Annotated in this window: 24 protein-coding genes; 4 read left to right on the top strand and 20 right to left on the bottom strand. The window is 45.7% G+C overall.

Translation table 11 applies throughout. From position 1 onward, the window contains the following. Nucleotides 1-71: 71 nt before the first annotated feature. The gene (locus R7E47_RS03790; RefSeq protein ID WP_193837727.1) at nucleotides 72-719 is read right to left on the bottom strand and encodes a glutathione S-transferase family protein; all 648 of its coding nucleotides are present in this window, start codon (nucleotides 717-719) and stop codon (nucleotides 72-74) included. Between the two features lie 118 nt (nucleotides 720-837). Here R7E47_RS03790 and R7E47_RS03785 point away from each other — a divergent pair, with 118 nt between their 5' ends. Continuing rightward, nucleotides 838-1,668 carry a LysR family transcriptional regulator gene (locus R7E47_RS03785; protein WP_193837728.1) on the top strand — a complete coding sequence of 277 codons (831 nt, stop codon included), beginning with the start codon at nucleotides 838-840 and terminating at the stop codon, nucleotides 1,666-1,668. Nucleotides 1,669-1,677: 9 nt separating this feature from the next. Here R7E47_RS03785 and R7E47_RS03780 read toward each other — a convergent pair whose 3' ends face one another. The 5 genes from R7E47_RS03780 to artP all read right to left on the bottom strand — a co-directional run bounded on the left by R7E47_RS03780 (nucleotide 1,678) and on the right by artP (nucleotide 5,306). Beyond that, a complete protein-coding gene (locus R7E47_RS03780) occupies nucleotides 1,678-2,250 on the bottom strand; it encodes a protocatechuate 3,4-dioxygenase (RefSeq protein WP_193837729.1) in 573 nt (190 codons plus the stop codon). A 139-nt stretch (nucleotides 2,251-2,389) separates the two neighbouring features. Further along, nucleotides 2,390-3,058, bottom strand: coding sequence for an arginine ABC transporter permease ArtM (gene artM / locus R7E47_RS03775; RefSeq protein WP_176311589.1), 669 nt, complete (start codon nucleotides 3,056-3,058; stop codon nucleotides 2,390-2,392). Beyond that, complete coding sequence (gene artQ, locus R7E47_RS03770; protein ID WP_005388570.1) at nucleotides 3,055-3,744, bottom strand: arginine ABC transporter permease ArtQ; 690 nt, start codon at nucleotides 3,742-3,744, stop codon at nucleotides 3,055-3,057. Before artQ ends, artM begins: the two co-directional genes overlap by 4 nt. 1 nt (nucleotide 3,745) lies before the next feature. After that, nucleotides 3,746-4,489, bottom strand: a complete 744-nt coding sequence (locus R7E47_RS03765) for an arginine ABC transporter substrate-binding protein (RefSeq protein WP_005388572.1) — start codon at nucleotides 4,487-4,489, stop codon at nucleotides 3,746-3,748. Between the two features lie 88 nt (nucleotides 4,490-4,577). Continuing rightward, complete coding sequence (artP, locus tag R7E47_RS03760) at nucleotides 4,578-5,306, bottom strand: arginine ABC transporter ATP-binding protein ArtP (protein WP_086013014.1); 729 nt, start codon at nucleotides 5,304-5,306, stop codon at nucleotides 4,578-4,580. A 422-nt stretch (nucleotides 5,307-5,728) separates the two neighbouring features. Here artP and R7E47_RS03755 point away from each other — a divergent pair, with 422 nt between their 5' ends. Together R7E47_RS03755 and R7E47_RS03750 are read left to right on the top strand one after the other, a co-directional pair. Beyond that, entirely contained in the window at nucleotides 5,729-7,963 is a 2,235-nt protein-coding gene (locus tag R7E47_RS03755) for a hypothetical protein (RefSeq protein ID WP_269665031.1), read from the top strand. A 141-nt stretch (nucleotides 7,964-8,104) separates the two neighbouring features. Further along, nucleotides 8,105-9,100 (top strand): ABC transporter substrate-binding protein, encoded by a 996-nt coding sequence (locus R7E47_RS03750; protein ID WP_017821206.1) that lies wholly within the window; start codon nucleotides 8,105-8,107, stop codon nucleotides 9,098-9,100. Between the two features lie 82 nt (nucleotides 9,101-9,182). Here the strand turns inward: R7E47_RS03750 and R7E47_RS03745 are convergent, their stop codons facing one another. The 7 genes from R7E47_RS03745 to R7E47_RS03715 form a co-directional block, all read right to left on the bottom strand. Continuing rightward, nucleotides 9,183-9,560 carry a nuclear transport factor 2 family protein gene (locus R7E47_RS03745; RefSeq protein WP_031777276.1) on the bottom strand — a complete coding sequence of 126 codons (378 nt, stop codon included), beginning with the start codon at nucleotides 9,558-9,560 and terminating at the stop codon, nucleotides 9,183-9,185. 142 nt (nucleotides 9,561-9,702) lie between these two features. Continuing rightward, nucleotides 9,703-10,434 (bottom strand): DUF3726 domain-containing protein, encoded by a 732-nt coding sequence (locus R7E47_RS03740; protein ID WP_053307776.1) that lies wholly within the window; start codon nucleotides 10,432-10,434, stop codon nucleotides 9,703-9,705. Then, a complete protein-coding gene (locus R7E47_RS03735; RefSeq protein WP_054574347.1) occupies nucleotides 10,431-12,167 on the bottom strand; it encodes a hypothetical protein in 1,737 nt (578 codons plus the stop codon). Before R7E47_RS03735 ends, R7E47_RS03740 begins: the two co-directional genes overlap by 4 nt. A gap of 101 nt (nucleotides 12,168-12,268) precedes the next feature. Next, nucleotides 12,269-13,870 (bottom strand): BCCT family transporter, encoded by a 1,602-nt coding sequence (locus R7E47_RS03730; RefSeq protein WP_104976558.1) that lies wholly within the window; start codon nucleotides 13,868-13,870, stop codon nucleotides 12,269-12,271. Nucleotides 13,871-13,979: 109 nt separating this feature from the next. Continuing rightward, the gene (locus R7E47_RS03725; protein WP_053303711.1) at nucleotides 13,980-14,969 is read right to left on the bottom strand and encodes a membrane dipeptidase; all 990 of its coding nucleotides are present in this window, start codon (nucleotides 14,967-14,969) and stop codon (nucleotides 13,980-13,982) included. Between the two features lie 69 nt (nucleotides 14,970-15,038). Further along, nucleotides 15,039-16,499, bottom strand: coding sequence for an aldehyde dehydrogenase family protein (locus tag R7E47_RS03720; RefSeq protein ID WP_318083765.1), 1,461 nt, complete (start codon nucleotides 16,497-16,499; stop codon nucleotides 15,039-15,041). A gap of 73 nt (nucleotides 16,500-16,572) precedes the next feature. Next, a complete protein-coding gene (locus tag R7E47_RS03715; RefSeq protein WP_005375789.1) occupies nucleotides 16,573-16,971 on the bottom strand; it encodes a RidA family protein in 399 nt (132 codons plus the stop codon). Nucleotides 16,972-17,126: 155 nt separating this feature from the next. Between R7E47_RS03715 and R7E47_RS03710 the strand changes: the two genes are divergently transcribed. Then, nucleotides 17,127-18,017, top strand: a complete 891-nt coding sequence (locus R7E47_RS03710; protein ID WP_005375788.1) for a LysR family transcriptional regulator — start codon at nucleotides 17,127-17,129, stop codon at nucleotides 18,015-18,017. A gap of 80 nt (nucleotides 18,018-18,097) precedes the next feature. Here the strand turns inward: R7E47_RS03710 and R7E47_RS03705 are convergent, their stop codons facing one another. From R7E47_RS03705 to R7E47_RS03675, 7 genes are all read right to left on the bottom strand, one after another. Beyond that, nucleotides 18,098-19,204 carry an NADH:flavin oxidoreductase gene (locus R7E47_RS03705; RefSeq protein ID WP_062730958.1) on the bottom strand — a complete coding sequence of 369 codons (1,107 nt, stop codon included), beginning with the start codon at nucleotides 19,202-19,204 and terminating at the stop codon, nucleotides 18,098-18,100. A gap of 670 nt (nucleotides 19,205-19,874) precedes the next feature. Then, entirely contained in the window at nucleotides 19,875-20,789 is a 915-nt protein-coding gene (cyoE, locus tag R7E47_RS03700; protein ID WP_033906955.1) for a heme o synthase, read from the bottom strand. Continuing rightward, nucleotides 20,750-21,061: a cytochrome o ubiquinol oxidase subunit IV gene (gene cyoD, locus R7E47_RS03695; protein WP_005375783.1), complete on the bottom strand. Its 312-nt coding sequence runs from the start codon at nucleotides 21,059-21,061 to the stop codon at nucleotides 20,750-20,752. The genes cyoE and cyoD overlap by 40 nt, the downstream gene beginning before the upstream one ends. Then, entirely contained in the window at nucleotides 21,061-21,663 is a 603-nt protein-coding gene (gene cyoC, locus R7E47_RS03690; protein WP_005375782.1) for a cytochrome o ubiquinol oxidase subunit III, read from the bottom strand. The genes cyoD and cyoC overlap by 1 nt, the downstream gene beginning before the upstream one ends. After that, nucleotides 21,653-23,689 carry a cytochrome o ubiquinol oxidase subunit I gene (cyoB, locus tag R7E47_RS03685; protein ID WP_005375781.1) on the bottom strand — a complete coding sequence of 679 codons (2,037 nt, stop codon included), beginning with the start codon at nucleotides 23,687-23,689 and terminating at the stop codon, nucleotides 21,653-21,655. The genes cyoC and cyoB overlap by 11 nt, the downstream gene beginning before the upstream one ends. Nucleotides 23,690-23,694: 5 nt before the next feature. Then, complete coding sequence (gene cyoA / locus R7E47_RS03680) at nucleotides 23,695-24,576, bottom strand: ubiquinol oxidase subunit II (protein WP_005388604.1); 882 nt, start codon at nucleotides 24,574-24,576, stop codon at nucleotides 23,695-23,697. A gap of 798 nt (nucleotides 24,577-25,374) precedes the next feature. After that, nucleotides 25,375-26,133, bottom strand: coding sequence for an SDR family oxidoreductase (locus R7E47_RS03675; RefSeq protein WP_005375778.1), 759 nt, complete (start codon nucleotides 26,131-26,133; stop codon nucleotides 25,375-25,377). Between the last annotated feature and the right edge of the window lie 31 nt (nucleotides 26,134-26,164).

The raw sequence follows: 26,164 nt of genomic DNA, 5'->3' as shown, positions 1-26,164 counted from the left end.
TACAACCATCCTAGAAGAGGAAAGCGTGCTTTGTCATGCTTTCCCTTGCTACAGGCGATCGCAAGATGCGCTTATACTTCTACCCCTGCTTCATCTTCTTCTACGATATCCGTTTCTTGGTTCGCCTCTTCCAACCATTGCTGTAAAGATTCACTTGCTAGCACCTTTTGTTGGTAAGCTTTGGCACCTTCCGATAACTCGATACCGTAAGTTTGGAAACGCAATGCCACAGGTGCATACATAGCATCAGCTATCGACCATTCTCCAAATAGCCAACCGTTGGGATACAGTTTGGCTTGCTCAGCCCAAATGGCATCAATACGCGCAATATCCTTACGCGCACCTTCCGTTAAATCGACTTTTCTGCGTGCGCGGATGTTCATTGGGAGTTCGCTTCTTAAGTTAAAGAAACCCGAATGCATTTCTGATGCGATGGCGCGTGCTTTAGCCCGTTCTGCAGACTTACTTGGCCATGCTTTGCCTTGTAAGTATTGCTCGTTAACGTATTCCAAAATCGCTAATGAATCCCACACTGTTGCGTCACCATCCACTAAGGTAGGGACTTTCGCGGTTGGTGTAATATCTTCCAAGGTCTTATAAAAATCTTCTGTGAATAATTTGAGCTTGGTGACTTTCACATCCAGTTTGAATTGAGAAAAGATCAGCCATGCGCGAAGTGACCAGCTTGAGTAGTTTTGATTAGCAATAAACAGTTTCATGACGCCTCCATACGGTTCGTGTTTTGAGTACCCATTCACAATATCTGATTGTATTTAAGGGGACTAACGGATAGTTTTGATGGAACACTTCAACAAAAACGATGAATGAGTTTTAGATATGGATATCGATGCGTTACGCAGCTTTCTGGCTTTTGTCGAAACGGGAAGTTTCACTCGTGCAGCCAAGCAGATCAATCGCACCCAATCCGCGTTCAGTGCTCAAATGCGTAAGCTAGAAGACGAACTCAGCGTCAGTTTGTTTGAAAAAGAAGGTCGCAACCTAGTATTGAGTGAAGCGGGACTGGCACTGCGCTCTCACGCAGAGCAATTGGTTAGCTTGCACAATCAAGCGCTGAAACAAGTGAAACGTTATGAAAACAAGCGCCCTCTTCGCTTAGGTTGCCCCGAGGATTACAACGACAATATCCTGCCTAGAGTCATTCGCGTATTACAACAATCTGAGCCCACATGTTCGATTCAAGTCTTTAGTGAGCCAAGCATCACTTTGAGAGAAAAACTCGATGAAGGAAAGCTAGACGCCGCTATTGTGACAAGAGCACCGGACAGTGAGGAAGGTTACTGGCTAGCAAGCGACAAAGGCGTATGGATTGCTCATCCTGATTTTGACATTGAGAACGCCCAACCTCTCCCTCTCGCCCTATTCCAAACCGACTGTAAATACCATGCGGCAGCAGTAGACGGATTAACCAAACGTGGCACTCCTTATCAACTACTGGCATGTTGCAATACGGCTTCTGCACAACGAGCAATTGTACGTTCAGGCATGGCTATCGGTGCGATGGGCAGTATTAGCGTTAGCGAGGATCTTAAGATCTTAGACGATATGCCATCGCTACCTTCCGTGGATATCGTTTTGGTCACGGGCGTCGAGCCTCATCCGATACTGGATAAAGAATGCTTGGCGCAATTGGTTGAGTTAATGGCTTAACCGGATTAGCTAGCCAATCACAAAGTTAAATTGGCCAGTTAATCGCCCGTCGGTTCGTATGGTTTCAAACTGTAGATAATCTCGGGCTTTGCCACCCCACCATTCATCACCAGTATTGCCTTTTAAGTACAACTGAGTGGTCAGAAGCTCTTGGTTATCCCGCCACAACTTAACGTGAATGTGCGGTGGACGAGAGGCATAAGGCACGGGGTACAAAGTCTGGAACAAGTAGCGACCATCCGATTGAGTTTCTACCGCGCCAAAACCTGCAAAGTGAGTATCAAACTTATCATTATTTGGCTGCTTAGGGTGATCGTAAATCCCCTGCCCATCGCATTGCCAGATTTCTACTTTGATGCCTGAAACTGGGTTTCCCGATGTATCTACGACTTTACCTTGCAACACGATAGCTTCACCGACCAAACCTTCTGATTGCAGAATCAAGTTTTGACGAAGAGGAATGTTCACTACTGGATAAAATGGCCCTTCAGTTTGTGCTGGCGTTGGCCGGATTGGTGCTTTCGCTTTTAAAGAGGGTACGAACAACAATGTCCACAGCACTAAAAAGTGTCTTCTTTCCATGGTGCCACCAATACAATTGCGTTGAATTAAGTTTGGGGGAACTTGAGGAATTTGCCATGACGAATATAAAAAATGCCTCTACAAGAGAGTCATTCGCAGAGGCACTGTGGAGCTAAATGATAAATGTTTGATGGAGGGTTTATGCGGCTTCGAACGCCAATGCTTTCTTCTCTACCTGACGGAAAATGAGAGTTAGCACACCATTTACCGTTAAATAAAATGCACCTGCAATACCAAATACCGTCAACGTATCGTAGGTTTGTGCGTTAATACGCTGCGCGTAACCCATCAGATCCATGATCGTAATCGTGCTTGCTAGTGACGTGCCTTTGAAGACCAAAATCACTTCGTTCGAGTAAGCAGGAACAGCACGACGAATAGCGTATGGTAGCAGCACTTTCAGTGTTGCAGTTCTGTTCATACCTAATGCACGACACGCTTGCCATTGACCGGAAGGAATCGCGTTAAACGCTCCTTTGAACAGCTGAGTACTGTACGCCGCGGTATTCAACGCTAACGCCAACATCGCACAGAACCAAGGTTGGCTTAACCATGTCCAGAATACACTTTCTCTTACGGCATCAAACTGACCCGGACCGTAGTACACCAAGAAGATCTGCACCAACAAAGGTGTACCAGTAAACAAGGTGATGATGCCACGACTTACCCGATGCAAACCCGGAGTACGTAGGATCAGAGTCAGCGTCATCATCAAAGCTAAGAGACAGCCCACTACCAAAGAAGCGGCGGTCAATTGAAGGCTAGTGCCTAAGCCATCCAGCATTTGCCAAACGTGTTGTTCGTTCATGCGGTTGCCTCCTGTCCCATGCTCATGCCTTGAATTGAGAACTTCTTATCAATCAGTTTGACGGCACGTTGTGTAATCAAAGTAATGCCTAAGTAAATCGCCGCAGCAGTTGCGTACCATGTAAACGCTTCATGTGTCGCTGCAGATGTTAGCTGTGCTTGTTTCAACAAATCCGTTACTCCGATCAGTGATACAAGCGCGGTATCTTTCAGCAAAACCAACCATTGGTTAGTTAAACCTGGTAGTGCGTGTCTTACTGCTTGTGGCAAAACAATGCGAACAAAAGCATGTGCCTGACTGATGCCGAGTGCACTTGCTGCTTCTCTCTGCCCTCTTCCAACGGCTTTTAATGCGCCACGTAGAGTTTGAGAAGCGTAAGAAGCGAAGATCAATGACAACGCCACCACGCCCGACAAGAACGGGCTAACTTCAATAAAGTCGCCGGTGATTAAAAACAGAACCTGCGTCGAACCAAAATAGATGAACAACACGACAAGGATTTCTGGCAAGCCACGTACAATCGTCACAAACGCCGTCATTGGCCATTTAACGAAAACGCGGCGAGACATTTCACCACTGGCGAATACCACTGCCAGAATCAAACCGACTAAGAGGCTTGTGAAGGCTAGCTGGACAGTCATCCAACTAGCTTGAACAAGCGATAAAGAGTAACCCGTTAGTGCCATATTACTTACCGAAGTATTTGTTGTAGATTACGTCGTATTCGCCGTTTGCTTTCACTGTTTTCAGTGCTGTGTTCAGCTTGTTCACTAGCTCGTCGTTACCTTTATTTACTGCGATACCGAAACCGTTACCGAAGTATTTAGGGTTAGTGACGTGCTCACCCACGTAAGCTAGGTTGTCTTCTTTCTTGAACCATTCTGCTACGACTGCTGTGTCACCGAATACAGAATCAATACGGCCATTTTTCATATCGATGAACGCGTCTTGGTAGCTTGAGTAAGGAACCGCGGTTACGCCCGGCATTTGCTCAATCAGGTAGCTTTGGTGTGTTGAACCGTTTTGAACACCAACACGCTTACCTTCTAGTGCTTTTTGATCAGCCACTTTTTCTTTGATAGAAACAAACGCTGCTGAGTTGTCATAGTATGCATTCGTGAAATTCACTTGCTCCAAACGCGCCTCAGTAATGTCCATTGCAGAGATTGCCGCATCGTAGCGCTTGAATTTTAATGCTGGGATCAGGCTGTCAAAAGATTGGTTGTGGAAGGTGCATTTTGCTTCGATTTCTTTACATAGTGCATTCGCCAGATCCACATCAAAACCTTGGATTTGGTTGTTTTCATCCATGTATTCGAACGGTGCGTACGTCGCTTCCATCGCGAATTTGATCTCTTCTTGTGCTGCTGCGTTTGCTGCCATAGTTGCAGAAGAAAGGCCGATTAGTGAAGCTAGTAGAATCTTTTTCATTGCAATACTCCGTGTGTACTTAGTGGGCTGACACTCGCAATGACAGCCGAGCTTATCTGTTAAATAGACTGAACTTTAAAAACGTAATTTAGTGATTTAAGTAGTCAGCAAACTGGGCGGTTTGCGGGTTAGAAAACGAATCATTTGTGCCGTGCTCAACGATGTGTCCTTTTTCTAAATACAGTACGTGACTAGCGATTTTCTTGGCGAAATCCACTTCGTGCGTCACAACTACTTGTGTAATTCCGGTTTCGCTTAAATTTTTAATAATCTTAACGACTTGGTTAGTAATTTCCGGATCAAGCGCAGCGGTCGGTTCATCAAAAAGCAAGACTTCCGGTTTCATCATCAATGCACGAGCAATCGCCACACGTTGTTGCTGACCACCAGAAAGTTGCATCGGCCATGCATCCGCTTTGTCTGCCAAATGCAGCGTCGCAAGAATTTGCATTGCCTGCTTCTTCGCTTCTTCTTTATCCATGCCAGCGACTTTTACCGGAGCCTCAATCAGGTTCTCCATCACTGTCATGTGTGGCCATAGGTTGTACTGCTGGAACACCATGCCTACTTTACGACGAAGCGCTAAACCTTGTTTCTCTTTGATTTCAGTAGAGAAATCAAAAACATCATTTGCGATGTTTAGCTTGCCGTTATCCGCACCTTCAAGAAGGTTAAGAACACGTAGTAGAGAGCTCTTCCCTGCACCACTTGGACCAAGTAACACCAGTGTTTCGCCGCTTTCACACTTAAAGCTGACATCGTGAAGCACTTGTGTCTCACCGTAGGATTTATTGATTCCGCTTACCTGAATAGTCATGCTGACATACCGCATTAATTGTCACTTAGCATTTATATTACTCAAAAGGATTTTTTATGCAATAAAAATGTATAAAAATTAATTTTGTTAAATTTTTGTATGATAAGCAATCAATACAACAGAGAATATGACTGGTTTAATCAGTTGGTTTTAACTGAAATTGTTGATGAAAATCCAACAATATGATGGCAATCGAAACAAGGTTAAAATTCTGGTTACTTTTGTGCTTGTGTAGACGGAATTTTGAGTCTTTGAGCGTACTACACCCGACGCAGACCTTCTCATTTTTGCCGGGCTCCCCTCGATTTCCGGTAAAGCCTTCTATCGGCGGGTTCCTGATTAGGACTTTGTGAATGGACTATAATTTCTCTTTGTATTCTGGCCCTTAATTCGAGTCATCTAAGTATGAGTGAGATAACCCCATGTTGAAGTCGCATTGTTTTTCTCTCATTGCACTTGCTTCTCTGAGCTTACTTTCTGTACCCAACGTTTGGAGTAGAACAGCAATCGTATTACCTGGGTTGCATGAACAGGGTATTGATCTTCAAGATAAGCCTATCTCTGCTGCCGCTGCACTTGAATGGGAGTTGGATAATGCCGATATCGTGTTTGGAGCTTACGAAAATAAGAGTGATAACGAGCGTGTAAAAGCGCTTGGTTACATGTACAACCAAAAGCTGGAACTTAACTCAGGTTGGCTGGAAAACGATATACGTAACCAAGCAAAACTGAATGGAGTTGACTACGAAGATTTCTTTCTCCACTTTTCTGAAGACACTATCCTAGCTGAAGTCGACTCAAGCCATGGTGAGAATACTCTACTCAATCGAAAACCGATGATCGTTGGCTATACCGCCAGCGCTAACCACGCCGGTTTTTGGCTATATCAACCACCGCCATGGGATGCTGATGTATTTGGTCAGGCGAATAATGGTGGAGCCCTCTATGTCTATCACTCAGAGAAGTTCGACCGCTTAGCCTTTACGTTCTCTCAGTTTGCTCAAGGCGGCAGCTTCACGATTGAATACCCTTCTGCCATCGACTCGTTTGGTCAGGTAACTGAATGGAAACGCTTCGCGATTAAAAAAGACAAAACTGAGAACATGACTAAAAACCAAACGGTCAACTGGTCTGTCCCTTCGGATTGGGTTCGCGCTACAACGCATGATGGTAGCGGAAAAACTTATGGTGGCGGTCAGAACTTTGGCTCCACCTTTTTACGCGACGGCGGCCGCCTTTACGTTGCGAAAATTACTTGGCATGACGACAACATAGAAAACCGCCCACGTCTCGAAAACATTCAACTCAAAGATAGCTTCCCTGCCGTCAATATCTCAGGAGCACCAACGGAGACACCTGAAGGTCAAACCATTCAACGCTGGCGTAAAATTCGTGGCTTCGACAAATCTGCAGATCGAAACCAAGACAATTATCTTTCTTGGCATGAATACAAAAACCGTTCGAATAAGAATGCAACCGCACGATTTCGTTGGGAGTCACGCGTTATTCCATTTGGTCGTATGTGGAATCAAACCTCTTCTTGGGCATTGACCAATCTCGGCAATCCCTTTTTTGCCAATACAATGCGCCACTCTTACCAAGCTGAATGGGCGAAACAAGGTTTAAATGGTGCGTACAACGACGATACGAATAAGTTACTCGGTGCAAATCAGTTCTACATATATTCCGGAGGCACAGTGGATGAACTTGGTTTGGTGGCGGGTAGCCAAGCTGCTGACGATGCTTACAAAGCGCAATTCTCGGCGTTCTTGAATAAACTGGCAACGCTGGATGAAGATGCGTTAATTGGCCTCAACATAGGTACGGCAAACTTATTCGGTCGTAATGGGCAAAACCACTTGGTTAACGCTGGCTCCTTGTACTTGCGCGAGCACTACCTTTTCCCTGCTACCGGCTTTAGTGGCTATGCTGGCTTGGCTAAGTTTTGGGATAACTCTGCACTCGCCAAAGCGGGTCAGAAAGTGATTTATCAAGCGACCACGCGTTATGGTCGAGTTCAATACTTTGGTAACACAGAAAACAATTGGAAACAGGACCAATACTCTGCACTAGCGGTGTTCTACTTAAACTATCACCCTGAGCGCATTTACTTTAATCAGTGGAACAATGGCTACTTATATGGAAGTAATAACACAACAAGTGACAACTTCTGGAAGGCAGGCGTACCAAAGAATATTGCTTATCAACCTAGCGCCTTGCTTGCCATCGATTTAGGTATGCCAACCAATCAAATCCCAGATGGGTATCAGGCGACTCCGCTAATGATGTCCACCAGCACGCCCTATTCCGCCGATTACACGGTGATTGGAGATGCTTCTATGAGCAAAGTGGCTCATCCTGACTTGCCTAATGGCGCTATCGATTTGTTACCAACCCATACGTACTTTGCGTATCACTCAGACGATACGGTAGTGATGCATGGCCCTACAGAGATGGTGTTAGCCCGCGAATTCACCAAAGGCCAAGTTCTGTATCGAACTGATTTCTTTGGCAAGAATATCGATTATTTCTCCTCACCGAAGATAACTATCGCACTTCCAGAACCTATGCGACCTGTAGATCAAGACGGTAACATCGGCGACTATGTTTCTCACATTGAGATCGGCGGCTACGAAGGGGTGTTCTTGCTGTATTAACTCCCTTTCAACCACTCTGACTAAACGCTTCATAAATCGCCGTTTTTATGCTTAACGTCACTGAAAAAACCTTGTTCACTGAATCTTTATAAACCGATGTATATACTGAAGTAAATGACAACGACAAGGAAATTCAGTCACATGAAGACGACACCTTCAATGCTCTCTGTTATGCTGCTCTCAGCATTATCAACTCATGCAAATGCGGATGAATGTGGAAAAATAACCATCGCGGATATGAATTGGAATTCGGCCAGCTTAATGGCGCACATCGACCAATTTGTCTTAAATGAAGGCTACCAGTGCGATGCGGAATTGATCCCTGGTGATAGCGTTCCTACGGGCACCTCTATGATTGAAAAGGGGCAGCCTGACGTTGCGCCAGAGTTATGGACAAACGGCATTAAAGAAGCACTTGATAAAGGAATTGCGGATAAACGCTTGCGCATCGCTAGTGAATCGCTTGTCAATGGTGGTGAAGAAGGGTTTTGGGTTCCCGCCTATCTGGTAAAACAGTATCCAGAACTCGCGACGATAGAAGGCGTCATCAAGCACGCCAAACTATTTGAACACCCAGAAGATGATGACAAGTTCGCGTTTTATAGCTGCCCTGCTGGTTGGACATGCCAAATCACCTCCGGTCACTTGTTTAATGCATTAGGGTTAAGTGAGCACGGCTTTGAGATGGTTGACCCAGGCTCTGGCGCTGCACTAGCTGGTACCATCGCCAAAGCCTATGATCGCAAAATGCCTTGGTTTGGTTACTACTGGTCACCAACACCCGTATTGGGCAAGTATGATATGGTCAAAGTGGATTTTGGTAGCGGAACGGATCTGGAAGAGTATCGCAACTGTACCACCCAGCCTGATTGTACTTCTCCCAAAGTAACAATGTACCCACCTTCTCCAGTTCGCACAGTAACAACTGAGGCATTTGCGAACAAAGAACCCCAAGCATTCGCGTACTTGCAGAAACGCGGATTTACCAACGAGCAAATGAGTGAAATGCTGGCCTGGATGGAAGATAACTACGCGGACGGTGAAGAAGCGATGTTTTACTTCTTTAATACCTACCCTGACTTGTGGAAAGGCTGGGTATCTGAAGACGTCGCGGTGAGAATCGAAAAAGCGCTTTGATGATTAATACTTCGAGTGCCACAAATCATTTAACCTCCCATACCGTTTGAATAAACGGCATGGGAGGCTAATCAACGACTCGTTAATACATGGTGTGACCATTCAATGTTTCTTTGGGTATCTCTTGCAGAGCGTCCCAATGTTCAACGATCTTCCCATTGTGATCAAAACGAAAGAAATCCATCGTCACGTATTCAATATCATTAGGCCATGTTTGGTGAGTGTGTAGTGCCACCAAATTCCCTTCAGCAATGGCTCGCACAAACGTAATATCTTTATCGGGATACTCATTTTGCATCCGCTCAAAATACTCGATAAAAGCCTCGGGGCCATTTCCAACTAATGGATTGTGCTGGATGTACTCATCACCTACGTAGTCTTCAACTGCCTTTCTTGGGTTACCTCTATAGGCGGTTTCGTAAAACGCAATGGCATTTCTTTTATTCTCTTGCAGATCCATTTTTCTTACCTGTGTTGCTCCATCTTGCGGATAACGGTAATCATAGTCTTTGAACTTCAGAAGTGACTGAACATCGCGCACAAAAAAGGCCGCTAAACAGCAGCCTTCATCACTTCTACTTGGAATCATCGCCTTTCATAGCTTAAACCACACCACCAGCACCGAGCATAGAACGCTCACTGTTCTCCACCAGCAACGCGGTTGCGGTTTGTTTCAGTGTTTCCCATTCTTGGTCTTCGACAAAGATACCATTTTGCCAAGAAGCTTGTTGCGTACGGCTTAACTCATCGCCTTCAATGTGGGTGGTATATCCTTGTGCACTTTTCTCGATATCGAAATCGTTCACGGAGAGCTCGATAACCATACTATGCAAATCCGTATCATGCCCATCAAACTGATCCGAGAAAAAGACTTCTGGTGCGATTCGTCCGCGGTTTAACACATAAAGCGTTCGCTTGGGACTAGAGCCATTGACCCATTGTGCGCGACACGCGATGCCTTTTGCAGAGAGCTTCAACAACTCACTAAAACCTAGCCAACGGTTATGGCACTGCGTCAACGTGATAGTAATCGACTTACGGTTAATCATTTTCTCAAGTGCGAAATCCAACACAGCGGGTAAATGACACGCTACACTCCCGTTGTGCAGTTCTACCTCTATGTTTGACGGCGTACTGTTGGTCACCGATACGGCGCAGTCTGAATCTAACCCAAGAAACAGACTGGCGTTATTAAAATGACGAACTCCATGTAAGCCAACCATTTGCAAGTCCGCCACCATGTTCGCAATGACATCCGCCTCACCACAGTGACGGCGCATGCCAAGAAATGCCTTATTAACCGCGGCCACCAATTCGTTGTGAGAGACGATCATAATGCAAATCCTCCACTGATTTTTTGATTATCACTTTGCGCAATTTCGTCACGTGGCGGCATGCTAGGGAAAATCCATGTGTCTGCCAGTTTAGGGTCGTGAATTTCATCTAACAACGGCGCACCTTGGAAGAAAGTTACTCGAACCCAACGATCCGAGCGCGGATCAAACTTAGTCGCACCAAAGATCGCCAATTTACAGCGCAGTAAGTGCATTGGTAACGCATCTTTACGCAGCACGTTCATTTGAATATCCCCCATCGCACGGTTGCCTAGCGTCCATACGCGACGTGTGATCGAACGATAAGTCGGATTTTGCAACAGAAACTCTGCTACGGACATTTCTTCATCACAACCAAGCAAAGCGTGGTACAAGCGATTCACTTGTCTGCCGATATCAAGCGGCAGCTCTTTTTCTTCTCCTGCTTCCTCGCCACGAACACCAAGCCTTGGCTCTTCTTTGTCTTGTGAACGATACCAGAACCAATAATTGTTCTCGGCCAGTGAGTAATCCGCATCAATCGCCCAGCGGTATTTGTTTTGCAACACTTCCAGTAAGTCTTGGATCTTTTTCCCGCCCGGAATAGATAACGTTTCATCCGTATTCATTTGGCTAGCAAATTCATCCACTAAAGATGGGTAGAGTTCGATCAAGCAAGAGGTGAGGATTTCTTGGGCTTCCACACTCATTGTTTTCTTATGCTCGACCAAACTCGCCCAGTTCGGATGTAATGCCATTAACGTTGTTAGCTCCGATAGCAGTTGTTTGATGTCTGATATCGCTTGATGATTGAGCCTGTATTGATGTTCATTGATGGTGATGACTTGCTCTAAATGACGCTGTGCTTTTTGTAGTAATCCTTGCAAAGGAGCATGGAATGAAGCTTCACATGGCATCGCAAAGACTCGCGCTACCGCACGTTCGCGAGAGGTCATCCATTGGTCAACGATGCACGGGTGATTAATCAAGTATGGAGCCATGCCTAAGCCAGTCGCATTGCCGACACCAAGGTAGCGCTGCAAGCCACGATGCAAAGCCACCGCGTTGTCGCCACCTTGTTGAAGTGCCAGATAGTGCACCCAATCTAGGCTGAATTCGCGCAACATATATACGGCACACATTTGCGCACTAAAAGACTGGCTGAAATCTGAGTTGTTCTCTAACAGTTTGAAATCGGCGATACCAAACTTTCCGTTACCATAAACAGCTGTGGTACGCAGGATATAACCCACTTCCGCTAACTCTTTCGGCTCAGGCTGCTCGCCTTGAGAAAGCGCGCTAACAATGTGCTCAAACACGCGCACACTTTTGTTTGCGCGAGCAAGAACAAGTACGTTGTTTGGATTACGTCCCGCTTCTTGCAGCGGTACATTTTCTCGCAATCTTTCCAACAAAGTAACATCAACATCGCCTTGAACCAGTGCAAATGTGACGTCCCACTTTTCAGCAATTACGCGATCATTACGCTCGTCGTCGGCAATTTCATCACAGAATACCACCAAATGATAAACGTGCTCTGGCGTGGTCAATTTGTAAATCACATGACCATAACCACGAGGACAAAGCTGCCACTCATGCTTGGTTACTTGCCAGTTTTGGCTTGCCATATTACGAATCAGACTGCGAACAAAGCTGATTCGGTTTTGGTGCATTGCGCCAAGCCTTTCGGCTGCCATGACAATCGCTGCATCGCGCATAGTTGCTTCCGTATAAGTAGAACGATGTGCATCCATTTTGCTCACCACCTATTTGTTATTGTAAGAATACTAGGGTTTGTGCGGATGCAGGAGGAAAACACCCGCACAAGCTCCACGTTGTTTGAATTGGATAATTGTTATAGCCCTTGCTCTTTCGCCATTTTGATTGCAATTTGTGGCGCATTCCAAAGTGACGGTAACAGAATCAACGAAACCGGAACCGCGGTAATAACAATGAAAGATTGCAGAGCAGAGATGCCGCCAGAGCCAAGGGAAATTAGGATCAATGCCGTCACACCCATCATTACTCCCCAGAAGGTACGGATGATCGCATTCGGCTCCGTTTCACCACTGATCACGACACTGATTGTGTAGGTCATTGAGTCGCCCGTCGTGACGATGAAGATCGTGGTTAAAATCAGAAATAGAATTGAAGTCAGCATTGGCATTGGTAGTTGCTGAGTCACTGCAAGCAAAGCACCTGGCAAGTTAAAGCCCTCAAACGCCGCACTCACGCTACCCGGTTCAGCAATTTCAAACGCAAGGCCTGAGCCGCCCACAATCGTGAACCAAAAACAGGTGGTTAACGGAGCCACAATACTGATGGTGGAAATAACTTGGCGAATAGTTCGACCACGGGAAATACGCGCAATAAAGATTGCCATCATCGGACCATAACCCAGGAACCAGCCCCAGAAAAATACTGTCCACCAACTTAGCCAACCTTCGTCACCGCGATAAGTCGCCATTGGGATAAAGTTATCCAACATGCTTCCTACACCTTGAATGTATCCGTTAAAGATAAAATTCGTCGGACCAAAAAACAGGATGTAAACCATCAATGCCATTGCCAGAATCACGTTGTAACGACTAAGCAGTTGCATGCCTCGGCTTAATCCACTGAGTGCTGACAAGGTGTAAAGCGCAATCGCAAACAAGATGATGATAAGCTGAGTGGTAAAGCCATCAGGGATATCAAACAACGCATTTAACGCGTAGCTAACCTGCAAGCCTAGAAACCCAATTGGCCCGATGGTGCCTGCGGCTACCGCGATAATGCAGCACGCGTCAATCAATGCACCGAGTTGGCCTTTAAGTGCTCGTTCGCCCAAGACTGGGTAAAGCAAAATACGGGGTTTTAGCGGTAAACCTTTGTCGTAATGTAGGTGCATCACCACGATGGAAGTTAAGCTACCTACAATCGCCCAAGCTAGAAAGCCCCAGTGCATAAAGGATTGCGACAACGCATTCACCGCACCTTGCTGCGGGTTATCTTGCGCGCCGTACAAAGGAGGTGGGCTAACATAATGCGCGATAGGCTCAGCCGCGGCCCAGAAAACGCCACCACCAGCCAATAAGGTACAGAAAATAATCGCCATCCAGCGGAAAGAATCCATTTCTGGTTTTGCAATCCCGCCCAACATCACCTTGCCTGTTCGCCCTGCAGCCAAGCCAAGACCAATAAGAAAAGTGAGAAGCAGCAGTAACTGCCAGTATGGACCAAACACCTGAACTGCCCAGCCAAAGCCAGCGTTAACGATCGTAGATAACAGCTCGCCGTCATAAAGTGCAATAGCAACGAACAACGCGATGAAACCACCGCTATACCAAAAGGCCGGGTTATTCAGTCCTAATTTGTTCGTCGTGTTTTCTGTTGTTGATGTGTTGTGTTTTGCTTTCGACTTGCCCGATGACACGCTCATCGTGGAAGCTTTCATGCTATTGGTTAAATCAGACATACTCTGGCTCCAGAGGTTCTTTGCAGCAGCCAAAGACTGGCTACAAATGTGAGTTTTACGCCTGCCGTATTGTTATTATGTGGGCAGGCGGTTCCTACTTTGGGGAATGCTATGAAATAGGCTCTAATCCTTCTTTAAGGAAGTTGAACCAGTTTTCACCCAATATTTTTCCTGCCTCAGATTCACTGAATCCGTGACCCATTAATCCGTTGTAGATGTTCTCCATCCCTGCGCTGCCGCAGAACCATGGCAGCGCATCTGGCCATCCTGAGTTACTTGCTGAACCTTCACCGTAATCCATCGCTTTTGACCAACGCCCGTTGCGCATCCATTCCAATACTTGTTGCGGTTGGTTTAAGCACAGATCACTACCGATGCCTAAATGGTCGACGCCAAACATGTCTGCGGTTTTCGCTACCATCTGGCAGAAATCATCCAGCGTGCACTGGCTGCCATTTGGCAAATGGAATGGATATAAACTGAATCCAATCAAACCACCGCGCTCCGTCAGTGCTTTGATCACGGTGTTGGACTTGTTGCGCAGTGCGTCATGCGCAAACGTCGGGTTAGCATGGCTGATACAAATTGGACGCGAAGAGAGCTCGATAGCTTCCAACGTCGAACGCTCCGCGCTGTGGGACATATCAATGATCATCCCGACTCGGTTCATCTCTTCAATCGCTTGTTTACCAAAGCGAGTTACGCCGGAATCGTTTTGTTCGTAACAACCTGTCGCCAGTAAGCTTTGGTTGTTGTAGGTCAGTTGCATGATCAGCAGACCTTGACGGCGCATCACTTCAATCAGGCCAATTTCATCATCGATAGGTGAGCAATTTTGCGCGCCGAAGAAGATGCCGACTTTGCCTTCTGCTTTGGCTTTTTCTACATCTGCCATTGAATAAATAGGCATGATGAGGTCCGCATTTTGCTCGAAGCGCAAGTTCCATTCAGCAAAACGCGTTAAGGTTTCGCGCGCAGTTTCGTGGTAGACGATGGTGGCATGAACGGCGGTAATGCCACTCGCCTTAAGCGTTTGGAAATACTCTCGATCCCAATTGCAGTACTGCAATCCGTCAATCACAATCCGTTGTTGGTACATAACCACTCCTTAAACAATTTCTTAGCCTTTTCGTGCGGGCAACTGACACCATCAGTTACCCTGCCGATCTTAGTAAGGACGCTGATAAGCGGTTTTCACTACGGTGTAGAACTCTTTGGCGTACTGACCTTGCTCACGAGGACCAAAGCTAGATTCTTTACGACCACCAAATGGAACGTGATAATCTGTACCCGCAGTTGGCAAGTTAACCATGACGCAGCCCGTTTGGACTTGCTGTTTGAAGATCGCGCTATTGCGCAAGCTTTGCGTGATAATGCCGCCTGTCAGGCCAAAGCGCGTATCGTTCGCGACTGCAATTGCCTCATCCAGATCAGAAACGCGAATCACGCTCGCCATTGGCGCAAAGACTTCTTCTTGGTTCACTTCCCAGCCATTCTGTGTATTTAAAAACAGAGTTGGTGACATGTAGTAACCGTCATGCTCTAGGCTCAGACGCTCACCACCGAAAGCCAGCTCCGCGCCTGCTTGGCGTGCGTTTTCGATCCACTCAAAGTTCGCATTCAGCTGGTTACCATCAACAACAGGGCCCATGAATACGCCCTCTTCTAGAGCGTGACCCACTTTAAGTTCGCTCATGCGTTTGATTAGCGCCTCAACATACGCGTCGTGAATTCCGTCCATAACCACAAGACGAGAAGACGCGGTGCACTTTTGACCTGCACCCGAGAATGAGCCTGCGATTGTCGCTTCGACAGCAATCTGAATGTCTGCATCATCTGCCACTACGAGCGCATTTTTGCTACCCATCTCTAGCTGACAACGCACAAAATTTGGTGCCGTTGCCGCTGCAACTTTACGGCCAGTGCCCACAGAACCAGTGAAGCTCACGCCGTTCACTTCCTTCGAATTAATAAGGGTATTACCGACTTGCGAACCGCTACCCAAAACGAGGTTAAACGTGCCGGCAGGTAAACCTTGGCGATGGATAATCTCTGTCAGCGCAACGGCACTTGCTGGGGTTAGGTTGGCAGGCTTCCAGACGACGCTGTTGCCAAACGCAAGTGCTGGCGCGATTTTCCAAGCCGCTGTTGCTGTTGGGAAGTTCCAAGGAGAGATAATGGCGATAACGCCGACGGCTTCGCGAGTAACTTCAACGGAGACACCTGGACGGACGGAAGCAGCGCTATCGCCAATTTGACGCAGAACCTCAGCAGCAAAGTATTGGAAGAATTGGCCAGCACGGTAAATCTCACCTCGACCTTCAGCAAATGGCTTACCTTCTTCACGCGAAAGCAAGGTGCCCAATTCGTCACATCGTGCAATGAGCTCATCACCAATCGCTTGTAGCACTGCTTGCTTGCGCTCGATTGGTGTTTTTTCCCACTCTGGCTGCGCTGATTTAGCCGCTTGAATCGCTTGCTCTACTTGCGACACACTCGCTTGTGCGAAATCGCCAATGTTTTCGCTGATATCAGAAGGGTTAATATTGGCGATGGTGTCCATGCCCGATTGCCATTCACCTGCTATATAGAGGGATTTTTCTGCTTGAACATTGTTAATAAAAGTCATGGTTCTTTCCTTGTTATTCCGATTTGTGATGGCAAGCCACTCACTCACTGATCTCTAATTATTCTCGTTGGATTTATTCTGGTTGGCTTGCCGACGCGTAGACAACAAACTCCACCAACATCTCTTCTCGCGCTAACCCTGCAACCACCATGGCGGCGCGATTTGGGTACGGCGCTTCAAAATATTCCGCGTACACTTGGTTAACGGTCTTTAAGTATTCTCTGTCAGTCACATAAATCAGGACCTGCAACACCGAGTCCAAAGACTCCCCTGCACACTCCAGGGTGTGAATGAGATTGTTAAAGGTTTGACGTGTTTGTGCTTCGATACCGCCTTCCACAACCGCGCCTGTGTCATCAATAGGAATTTGAGCCGTATACAGGGTTCCGTTGTTGACTATCGCCCATTCAAGCGGCGCTTTAGAAGCAAATAGACTGGTTTTAACTGGGTGTTTTTTAGTAGGAGTATTCACGTGCCTTTCAACCTTTGTAACAGCTTTGTTTCAATATGGTTAAATGATGCACATTGACAGGCGATAAATCTAACGGTAAATTTTTGACATTTGATAAATTAAACTTATCACTCTGTTTAAAATAACGTAAATAAAGGGATTAAGAGGCATTAGGGATGAGTATTAAGCTTCAACAATTAATGCATTTTGTGATGGTAGTCGAGGAAGGAGGCTTTCGAGCCGCTTCACATCGTGCAAATCGTTCTCAGGCGGCACTGTCAACATCGATAAAAGAGCTTGAAAAAATTCTAGGGCAAACGCTGTTTGAACCCGGAAACAAAACCAAATTGACCCCGTTTGGTGAAATTTGTCTGCCCAAGGTGGTTCAGTTTCTCAATATCTACAGTGCGCTGGACAACGATCTCAAAGCTGCCGCGGCCGGACAGCAAGGGAGAGTGCGAATTGCGAGCGTTCCTTCTGTTGCAGCGAAACTCATCCCTAGCGTGTTGGGTGCCTTTTGCGAGCAGTATCCAAATGTAGAAGTAAGCTTGATCGATGATAACGCGGCGGGCGTCGAGGCTCGCTTACTCTCCGGTGAAGTCGACTTGGCGCTCGGTAACCCCTCTCACCTCGATGAGGGCGGCATTGACTTTACGCCGCTGTTAGCCGATCCAATAGGCGTGGTGTGTTTAAAGGACAACCCTATTGCAAGTCATCCAGAAGGAATCGAGTGGCAAACTTTGTTGGAACAACCCTTTATCCGTAACGGCACTTGTACACTTCTCGATCCAACCCCAGCAAGAGCTCTGAGTCAGCAAGCGCTCTATTCGGTCGAAAATATTACTTCACTGTTTTCTGTCTTAGAACTTGGGATTGGTGTCACGACCCTACCGAAGCTTGCTTTCCCAACCAATGAAACACGCTTGGTTTGGATTCCGCTTATCGATCCACCACTTGAAAGGCAAATTGGTATATTTACGTTAACCGATCGCACGATCTCGCCTCAAGCTAAAGCATTTCACGATCTTTGTGTGCATTATTTAAACTATCAAAAAGAAGATAAATAATGGTTCGATTAACATGCGGATAATTAAAAGCCTCCATATTCAGAGTGGAGGCTAATTTGTATTTGTGTATTCGCTTCGTTCTATTTTTTGCGACGATTTCGGTTCTTATACACCACGCAAAAGTTACCACGCTTGGTACGACACTTTGAGCAACGTTCACAATCTACTGGTGCGCGATTGCCTTCTTTCCAACGTTTGATCAACTGTGGCTCAGCCAATAAAGGGCGTGACACAGCAAAAAATTGGATACCTGTGTTTTCTGCAATTTTCTCAATCGCATCAATGTCGCTCAGCCCGCCGACAGTAATCACCGGTATGCTAACGTCCTGACTGATCACGTGACCATATTCGTGAAAGTAACCTTCTTCTTGTAGTGTGTAACCATCGAACGTTTGACCAACAAGTTCGTTTGCTTTGCCGTGAACATTGCCAGATACGATGATCGCATCAACGCCTATTTCTTCAAGTTTCTTGCAGACGACGCGAGTTTCGTTGAACGTTAAACCGCCGTCAAAGAACTCTGTTGCCGTCAGTTTAACGAGGATGGGAAATTCGCTTCCAACCAGCTTTCTGGTTTCAGAATAAATTTCTAAAAGAAAGCGCATGCGATTTTCTAAGTCACCACCATATTCGTCTTCGCGACGATTATAGTACGGGCTTAAAAACTGGTTAATTAAATAAGTGTGCGCCGCATGAATCTCTACGCCGTCAAAACCAGCGTCTTGAGCACGTTTACTCGCCAATGCGAATGCCTTTACGATGTAGTCTATTTCGTCCTTTGTCATCGCTTTGCCTTGCGTATTTGTACCACGCTCAGGCACGTCACTCGGAGCGAAGATGACACGCTCACCGACGTTATGGGTGGTTTTGGTGCCACCGTAAGCAATTTGCATCACGATTTTAGAATCTTGTTGATGTACTAGCTCTGTTAGCTTTTTGTATTCTTCAATAAAAGAGTCGTTGTAGATCCCCATCATACCTGCGTTGGGTTTCTCTTCTTCAACGATATTGGCATAACCCGTAACAATAAGCCCAACTTCCCCTTTCGCAAGCGTTTCGTAAATATCGTAAAGCTTTACCGTCATGTGACCATCTTCGGTCGCCATGTTCTCCCACGTTGCGCTTCTCACAAAACGGTTCTTTAGGGTCATGTTGCCAATTCGGGCTTCGGAAAACAAAATGCTCAAAACCAGTCCTCTTAAAGTTGTCTTTATGTTTTATCTTTTCGCAAGTAAACAAGAACGAAAAAGGAACAGCGATACACGATGTATGGCTGTTCCTTCTCTGAATCCTTGAGACCTGCTAACTACAGGCGCACCTTAATGCCTCGGAGACGACAAAACTTTAATCTGGGTTAAGGTTTGGTGAGTTTTTAGATTATGTAAAAGGATGATTCTTAATCGTGTTCATTTCACTGGAGCTAAGGTGCTTCCTCACCCACTTTCAGTCGTAAAACTTTTGTATTTCGCTAGCTGGTGATTCAACTCAAACATTCACATTGTTAGTTTGTATGCTGCTATGGGAACTAGCACTCTCCCCAAATGTTTACATTACAAACTATCGATATTGAATTTTCATATGGCAAATAGAGTTATTGCGCTGTTTATACTTTTTAGCTTAATAGTCACTATCTCTTGGCATTATTACGCGTCAGCGAAAACGTGCTTCACTATGTTTTACACACTGGTTGTTTTTGCTTTTAGATATGAATACGTGATAGTGAAGCTAGAGGAGGAGCAGGAAAAACAGGGAAAATAAAGAACAATAGAAAGTTAAATGACCTTACTTCTAGGTAAGGCCATTCATGCATTCAGCAGCAAAAGATATTGGCGCTTAGCAAACGCTTAGGTTTGGTTGTTACAGAGCTAGAGGAATCAACTCGACACCAAGCACACCACTGATCCCCATCACCACTAGCAGTGAGACTTTAAACACCGACTTTGACCAAGCGATATAGTTGTTGTCATCAATGCTGCGAAAGGTCACTTTCGTCCACATAAAGCAAACAACCGCTGCAACCGCTAAGTATTCATACCCGGCTTCACCTAGTAAAAATAACCCCAATGATGCTGCTCCAAACGCCACGACATACGCTTTCATGTGTCGATGAGCTTTATGAATGCCCTCTTTAACTGGCAATACGGGAATCCCGGCTTCTCGGTAGTCTTGCATGCGGAACATGGCAATGGCATACGAGTGCGGCATTTGCCAGAGACAGAACATGGTAAAGAGTAAAATCGCTTCCAAGCTAATGAAGTTTGTTACCGCTAAGTAACCCACCAATGGCGGAACTGCGCCTGAGATACTTCCCACTAAGGTTCCATACACCGAGTTACGTTTGTACCACATCGTGTAAAAGAACACGTAATACACGTAGCCAAGCAACACGACGACAGCGGATAGTGGGTTCACTCGGATAAATAACAGTGCGGTTCCTACCAGCAATAAAGCAAGTGCATAAACAAACGCAATATCGATATTGATGTTGCCTTTCACTGTTTCACGATTTCGTGTACGTGCCATCTTTTGGTCGATATCACGATCGAAAATATTATTCACCACACAACCTGAAGCGATGACTAACCCAACACCAACTAACGTCGTAACGAACAGCATTAGACTGGCTGGTTCTGTTTTTGCGGCGAGGAAGAACCCCGCCGCAACAGAAATCAGGTTGCCGAAAATAATGCCCGGTTTAGTGATAGACAAATAACTTTTCAGCATACCTTGACCTACAACTTCATGTTGACGTTCATGTTGTAGATGATCCATACCGAGCCAGCGATAAGGATAAGTACAACAATGGCGGTAAACATCAGTGATACAAGGTTCCAACGTCCGTCGGATGTTTTTGTTTCCATGTGCAAGAAGTATTTAAAGTGAACAAATATCTGCACTAATGCACATCCAAATAGAATCGCATAGGTCGTTGTATCTGGTAATGATTTCGTCCAAACAAAGTAGAACGGAATTACCGTCAGAATCAGTGAGGCAATAAAGCCTTTCACGTAATCTGACGAACTGGTTTCTACATGTTGATCCATTACATTACCCCCAGTAAGTAAACGATGGTAAAGACACAAATCCAAACGATATCTAGAAAGTGCCAGAATAGGCTTAAGCAGTTAAAGCGCATTGCCATATTGTCGTTCAGACCTTTCGTCGACAGTTGATGATACGCTACCGCTAACCAAATCAGACCAAAGGTTACGTGCAGGCCGTGCGTACCAACCAACGTAAAGAATGCCGATAGGAATGCACTTGTTTGTGGCCCATAGCCTTCTTCAATCAGGTGATGGAACTCATAGACCTCCATACAGATAAAGCCAAGACCAAGCGCGAACGTGACTAACATCCAACGTTTGAGACCAGCAACGTTGTTGCGCTTCATCGCGATAATGCCAAAACCAAATGTGATACTGCTAAACAGAAGCAGCATGGTTTCGACAAACACGAATGGGAGTTCAAAAATGTCTTTACCTGTTGGGCCCGCAATTGAATTGCTCGACAGCACAGCGTATGTCGCGAACAAGGTCGCAAACAGTACACAGTCACTCATCAGGTAAACCCAGAAGCCAAATAGCTTGTTGCCATTCGTGTCATGGTGGTGATCATGGTCGTGATGTGCTGCGATATTAGTTTGCATACGTCACCTCCAGATCATCTTTACTTTCGCTGTCTTTCACTGAGTTTTTCTTCGCTTCTTCAAGCTGAGCTCGACGTTCGGCCTCAATTGCTTTGATCTCTTCAACTTCCACGTAGTAATCCACATCATCGTTATAGCTATGCTGAATACACGTCACGATAATACCGACCAAACTTGCCGCCGCTAGCCACCAGATGTACCAAATCATGCCGAAGCCAAATAGGAGCGACCAAGCCGACACGTAGATGCCTGTTGCCGTGTTTTTTGGCATATGAATACGTTCGTATTCCACTTCTTTAGTTGGATCGAACTCGCCACTTTGTTTCTGGTACCAGAAGGCATCCAGCACATCACCTTTTGGTAGGTGCGCAAAGTTGTAGAACGGCGGTGGAGACGATGTTGCCCACTCAAGAGTACGTCCACCCCACGGGTCACCAGTTAAATCACGATTTTGCTCGCGGTCACGGATACTCACGTAAATTTGGATGAACTGAGACAATACGCCCAGCGCAATCACAACCGTACCTGCTGCGGCAATCGACAACAGTGGGAAGTATTCTGGGTTGATGTCTTGGCTTAAACGACGAGTCATCCCCATAAAGCCCAGCGCATAAAGCGGTAGGAACGCCATTAAGAAACCAATAATCCAAAGATAGAACGCACGTTTGCCCCAAGTTTCATTCATGGTGAAACCGGTCGCTTTCGGGAACCAGTAAGTGATCGCAGCGAAACATCCAAACACCACACCACCGATGATAACGTTGTGGAAGTGAGCGATAAGGAATACTGAGTTATGCAGAACGAAATCTGCACCCGGAACAGCCATTAGTACGCCCGTCATACCACCAACAGTAAAGGTGATCAGGAAACCCACCGTCCACATCATTGGCGTCGTAAAGCGGATGCGGCCTTTGTACATGGTGAATAGCCAGTTGAAGATCTTCACCCCTGTTGGGATAGAAATGATCATCGTGGCAATACCGAAGAAGGCATTTACGTTCGCGCCAGACCCCATCGTAAAGAAGTGGTGTAGCCAAACAACAAAGGCAAGAATCGTGATAACTACGGTAGCCCAAACTAGCGATGTGTAACCGAACAACTTTTTACGTGAGAAGGTTGCGGTGACTTCTGAGAACACACCAAAAATTGGCAAGATCAAAATGTACACTTCTGGGTGACCCCAAGCCCAAATCAGGTTGACGTACATCATTACGTTGCCGCCAAGATCATTGGTAAAGAAGTGCATGCCTAGGTATCTATCCAGCGTAAGCAGAGCGATAGTCACCGTTAGGATTGGGAATGAAATGATGATCAAAATGTTTGCACACAGAGACGCCCAAGTGAAAACTGGCATCTTCATCATTGGCATAGACGGTGTACGCATACGCAAAATGGTCGCGAAGAAGTTCACGCCTGTTAACGTCGTACCAACACCTGATATCTGCAGCGCCCAAATCCAATAGTCGACCCCGACTCCTGGGCTTGCCTCAATACCTGAAAGCGGCGGATACGCTAGCCAACCTGTACGACCAAATTCACCTAAGCCGAGAGACATGTTTGTTAGGATGACACCAACAACAAACAGCCAGAAGCTCAAGTTATTCAGATACGGGAAAGCCACGTCACGTGCACCAATCTGCAATGGCACGATGATGTTCATCAAACCAATGACCAATGGCATCGCTACAAAAAAGATCATGATCACGCCGTGGGCAGTAAAAATTTGATCGTAGTGATGCGGTGGCAAGTAACCTGCTTCACCCGCAGAAGAAAGGAGTTGCTGACTACGCATCATGACTGCGTCAGCAAAACCACGAACAAGCATCACCATCGCTACTGCGATGTACATGAAGCCAAGTTTTTTATGGTCTACTGAAGTAAACCATTCATTCCACAAATATTGCCACTTTCCGGCTTTGGTCACCGCGTAAACTACGGCTAAACCAACCAGCGCCACAACCGCTAGGGTGATGACGATAATAGGTTCGTGGAATGGAACTGAATCAAGAGTTAATCTTCCAAACATTACGATTATCCTTGGTTTTCAGGCAAACAGTTCATTGAACCAGGATGCTGAGTCACAACGTCGGTGAACAAGAACGGAGGAACGCTAGAGAACAAAGTGACTGGCTCTGCGATACTTGGCGCTGCCAGTGAGCTGTATTGCTCCCAATCTTCAATACGATCAGGGCTCGCCTTCACTTTCTGCACCCAATTTAGGAACGCAGCACGATCAGACATTGCTGAAGCTGTGAACTTCATTTGCGAAAAGCCTTCGCCGCTGTAGTTCGATGCAAAACCCTTGTAGTCACCTTCGTGGTTCGCTATCAGGTTGAGCTTGGTTACCATTCCTGGCATCGCGTAGATCTGTGTACCTAAGCGAGGGATGAAAAACGCGTTCATGATGTTGTCCGAAGTCAGTTTGAACTGCACTGGCACGTCTTTCGGGAACGCCACATAGTTCACCGTCGCAATGTTTTCTTCTGGATATATGAACAACCATTTCCAATCGAGTGACACCACTTCGATGGTCATTGGTTTAACATCACTTTCCAAAGGTTTGGATGGCTCTAGTTCATGAGTTGAACGCCATGTGATCGTCGCAAGAATCGCAATGATGATGATTGGAATTGTCCATACCACCACTTCGATTTTGGTCGAGTGTGACCACTCGGGTGCGTACTCTTCTTCAGTGTTAGAGGCGCGGTATCGGTAAGCGAAGTAAATCGTCATTAAAATCACAGGGATTACAACGATCAACATCAGCAAAAGAGCAGTAATAATTAACTCTTTTTCTTGCACACCAATGGCACCTTTGGGGTCAAGTAAAGCTGAATTACATCCTGAGAGCATAAGTATGACGGACGCCAAACTTCCCCTCGACAAGATGCGTTTATATCTTGAGGCTTCCATTAACTTTCTCGATGGTTGTCTGGTTTCAAAGCAGATGCCAATCAAAGTAAATAAAAGCTCACAAATAGCGCAGAGGTAATGTATGAGAACAAGAAAAAACTTCGATAAGTAGTTATTCTACTTACAATTTTTCAACTTCGTCATCAAGCATTTAACCAGCTAGAATGAACCGTTATTTGCTACGATACGATTGGTATCAAGCCAAGAACCAGTTGTTATAGTCATTAGAATGTTTATGTGTTGAGCATGAGTAACGTCGGGCTCAGAGCGAAACAAAACGGAATTGAGTGGAGATCAAAACCACACTCTTAGTGTGAGTTTGTTGTTACACTTTGAAACACTATGTTACATTTGGCGCATTATGAGGAGTAAAAAGTTAAAGCTCATTAGCCACAACTGGAAACTAACCTTCCATTAATGGAAGTTACACACTTTAAATCGAATATTAACCTCAACACGAATTTCTCGTGCTTCAACAATTAATTATTTAAAAACAAATAGTTGAAACTTAAAATTGATGAGACTGACTATCAACTTCATTTACGCAGATAGCCTTAATGAGAAGCGGAAACTAAAAAACCAAAAGTGTGATCAGCATCAAATTAATGATTTCACTTAATATTTGAGTGGTATTTACATCTCTTTATTGGATTGCGAGAAATCATTCTCAAGGTAAATCCAAACATAAGTTGTAAATACATTTGGGTTGCGCAGAATTAGCACTCCACAACATAGAAAATGTTGAAATGGAAAGAAACTTATTATTCAGGTCTATCAGAGCCTTATTTAAGTGGTCACTTACATACGAATACCGCCATCCACTTCTAAAACCCTGCCAGTAAAGTAATCACTCTCAATAATGTATTTTACTGCATGCGCGATTTCGCTTGTTTCGCCCATCCTGCCAACTGGGATCATCTTTTCTAATCGCTCTATGGCTTCTGGTTTCATTTGCTCTGCCATCGCGGTATGAACTACACCTGGTGCAACCGCCGCCGCGCGAATACCGTATCTTGCGAGCTCACGGGCCCATGTTGTCGCCATGGTCGCGACCGCCGCTTTTGACGCAGAATAATTGGTTTGTCCGATATTCCCTGCTCTCGCAACACTAGAAATATTGATGATAACGCCTTGGGAGCCACTCTCAATCATCTTGACGGCAGCTTCACGCCCACACAAAAATGTTCCTGTCACGTTAACGTTCATGACCAAATTGAATTGATCTAAAGACATCTTACTGATCACGCCATCTTTTGCTTTTACAAGTAACCCATCTCTTAACACGCCAGCGTTATTGACTAACCCATTGAGTTGACCAAAATCTTGGATAATCGCTTCAAACGTGGTTTCAACATCGATTTCGTTGGTGACATCCACTTGATATGTCAACGCTTTCGCACTCAGCATTCGACACTGCTCTTGTGTTTCCATTAAGCCACTGGCGTTTACATCCAATAACGCTAAATCAGCGCCAGCTTGAGCAAGGGTAATGGCCATCATTTGCCCAAGCCCCTGCCCTGCTCCTGTAATGGCAATAACACTACTTTTTATGTCCATATTGGTGCACTCCATAGCTCGTAATGTTCTA

This window comes from Vibrio sp. Vb1026 (assembly GCF_033338745.1).
Lineage (GTDB): Bacteria > Pseudomonadota > Gammaproteobacteria > Enterobacterales > Vibrionaceae > Vibrio > Vibrio alginolyticus.
The sequence above is the reverse complement of the archived record's forward strand: the minus strand, read 5'-3'. Positions and strand labels throughout refer to the sequence as shown.

Bases quoted from the DNA above. Each gene is read 5' to 3' on its own strand.
- R7E47_RS03790 (WP_193837727.1), bottom strand. From the start codon at position 719: ATGAAACTGTTTATTGCTAATCAAAACTACTCAAGCTGGTCACTTCGC.
- R7E47_RS03785 (WP_193837728.1), top strand. From the start codon at position 838: ATGGATATCGATGCGTTACGCAGCTTTCTGGCTTTTGTCGAAACGGGA.
- R7E47_RS03780 (WP_193837729.1), bottom strand. From the start codon at position 2,250: ATGGAAAGAAGACACTTTTTAGTGCTGTGGACATTGTTGTTCGTACCC.
- artM (WP_176311589.1), bottom strand. From the start codon at position 3,058: ATGAACGAACAACACGTTTGGCAAATGCTGGATGGCTTAGGCACTAGC.
- artQ (WP_005388570.1), bottom strand. From the start codon at position 3,744: ATGGCACTAACGGGTTACTCTTTATCGCTTGTTCAAGCTAGTTGGATG.
- R7E47_RS03765 (WP_005388572.1), bottom strand. From the start codon at position 4,489: ATGAAAAAGATTCTACTAGCTTCACTAATCGGCCTTTCTTCTGCAACT.
- artP (WP_086013014.1), bottom strand. From the start codon at position 5,306: ATGACTATTCAGGTAAGCGGAATCAATAAATCCTACGGTGAGACACAA.
- R7E47_RS03755 (WP_269665031.1), top strand. From the start codon at position 5,729: ATGTTGAAGTCGCATTGTTTTTCTCTCATTGCACTTGCTTCTCTGAGC.
- R7E47_RS03750 (WP_017821206.1), top strand. From the start codon at position 8,105: ATGAAGACGACACCTTCAATGCTCTCTGTTATGCTGCTCTCAGCATTA.
- R7E47_RS03745 (WP_031777276.1), bottom strand. From the start codon at position 9,560: ATGGATCTGCAAGAGAATAAAAGAAATGCCATTGCGTTTTACGAAACC.
- R7E47_RS03740 (WP_053307776.1), bottom strand. From the start codon at position 10,434: ATGATCGTCTCTCACAACGAATTGGTGGCCGCGGTTAATAAGGCATTT.
- R7E47_RS03735 (WP_054574347.1), bottom strand. From the start codon at position 12,167: ATGGATGCACATCGTTCTACTTATACGGAAGCAACTATGCGCGATGCA.
- R7E47_RS03730 (WP_104976558.1), bottom strand. From the start codon at position 13,870: ATGTCTGATTTAACCAATAGCATGAAAGCTTCCACGATGAGCGTGTCA.
- R7E47_RS03725 (WP_053303711.1), bottom strand. From the start codon at position 14,969: ATGTACCAACAACGGATTGTGATTGACGGATTGCAGTACTGCAATTGG.
- R7E47_RS03720 (WP_318083765.1), bottom strand. From the start codon at position 16,499: ATGACTTTTATTAACAATGTTCAAGCAGAAAAATCCCTCTATATAGCA.
- R7E47_RS03710 (WP_005375788.1), top strand. From the start codon at position 17,127: ATGAGTATTAAGCTTCAACAATTAATGCATTTTGTGATGGTAGTCGAG.
- cyoE (WP_033906955.1), bottom strand. From the start codon at position 20,789: ATGGATCATCTACAACATGAACGTCAACATGAAGTTGTAGGTCAAGGT.
- cyoD (WP_005375783.1), bottom strand. From the start codon at position 21,061: ATGGATCAACATGTAGAAACCAGTTCGTCAGATTACGTGAAAGGCTTT.
- cyoC (WP_005375782.1), bottom strand. From the start codon at position 21,663: ATGCAAACTAATATCGCAGCACATCACGACCATGATCACCACCATGAC.
- cyoB (WP_005375781.1), bottom strand. From the start codon at position 23,689: ATGTTTGGAAGATTAACTCTTGATTCAGTTCCATTCCACGAACCTATT.
- cyoA (WP_005388604.1), bottom strand. From the start codon at position 24,576: ATGGAAGCCTCAAGATATAAACGCATCTTGTCGAGGGGAAGTTTGGCG.
- R7E47_RS03675 (WP_005375778.1), bottom strand. From the start codon at position 26,133: ATGGACATAAAAAGTAGTGTTATTGCCATTACAGGAGCAGGGCAGGGG.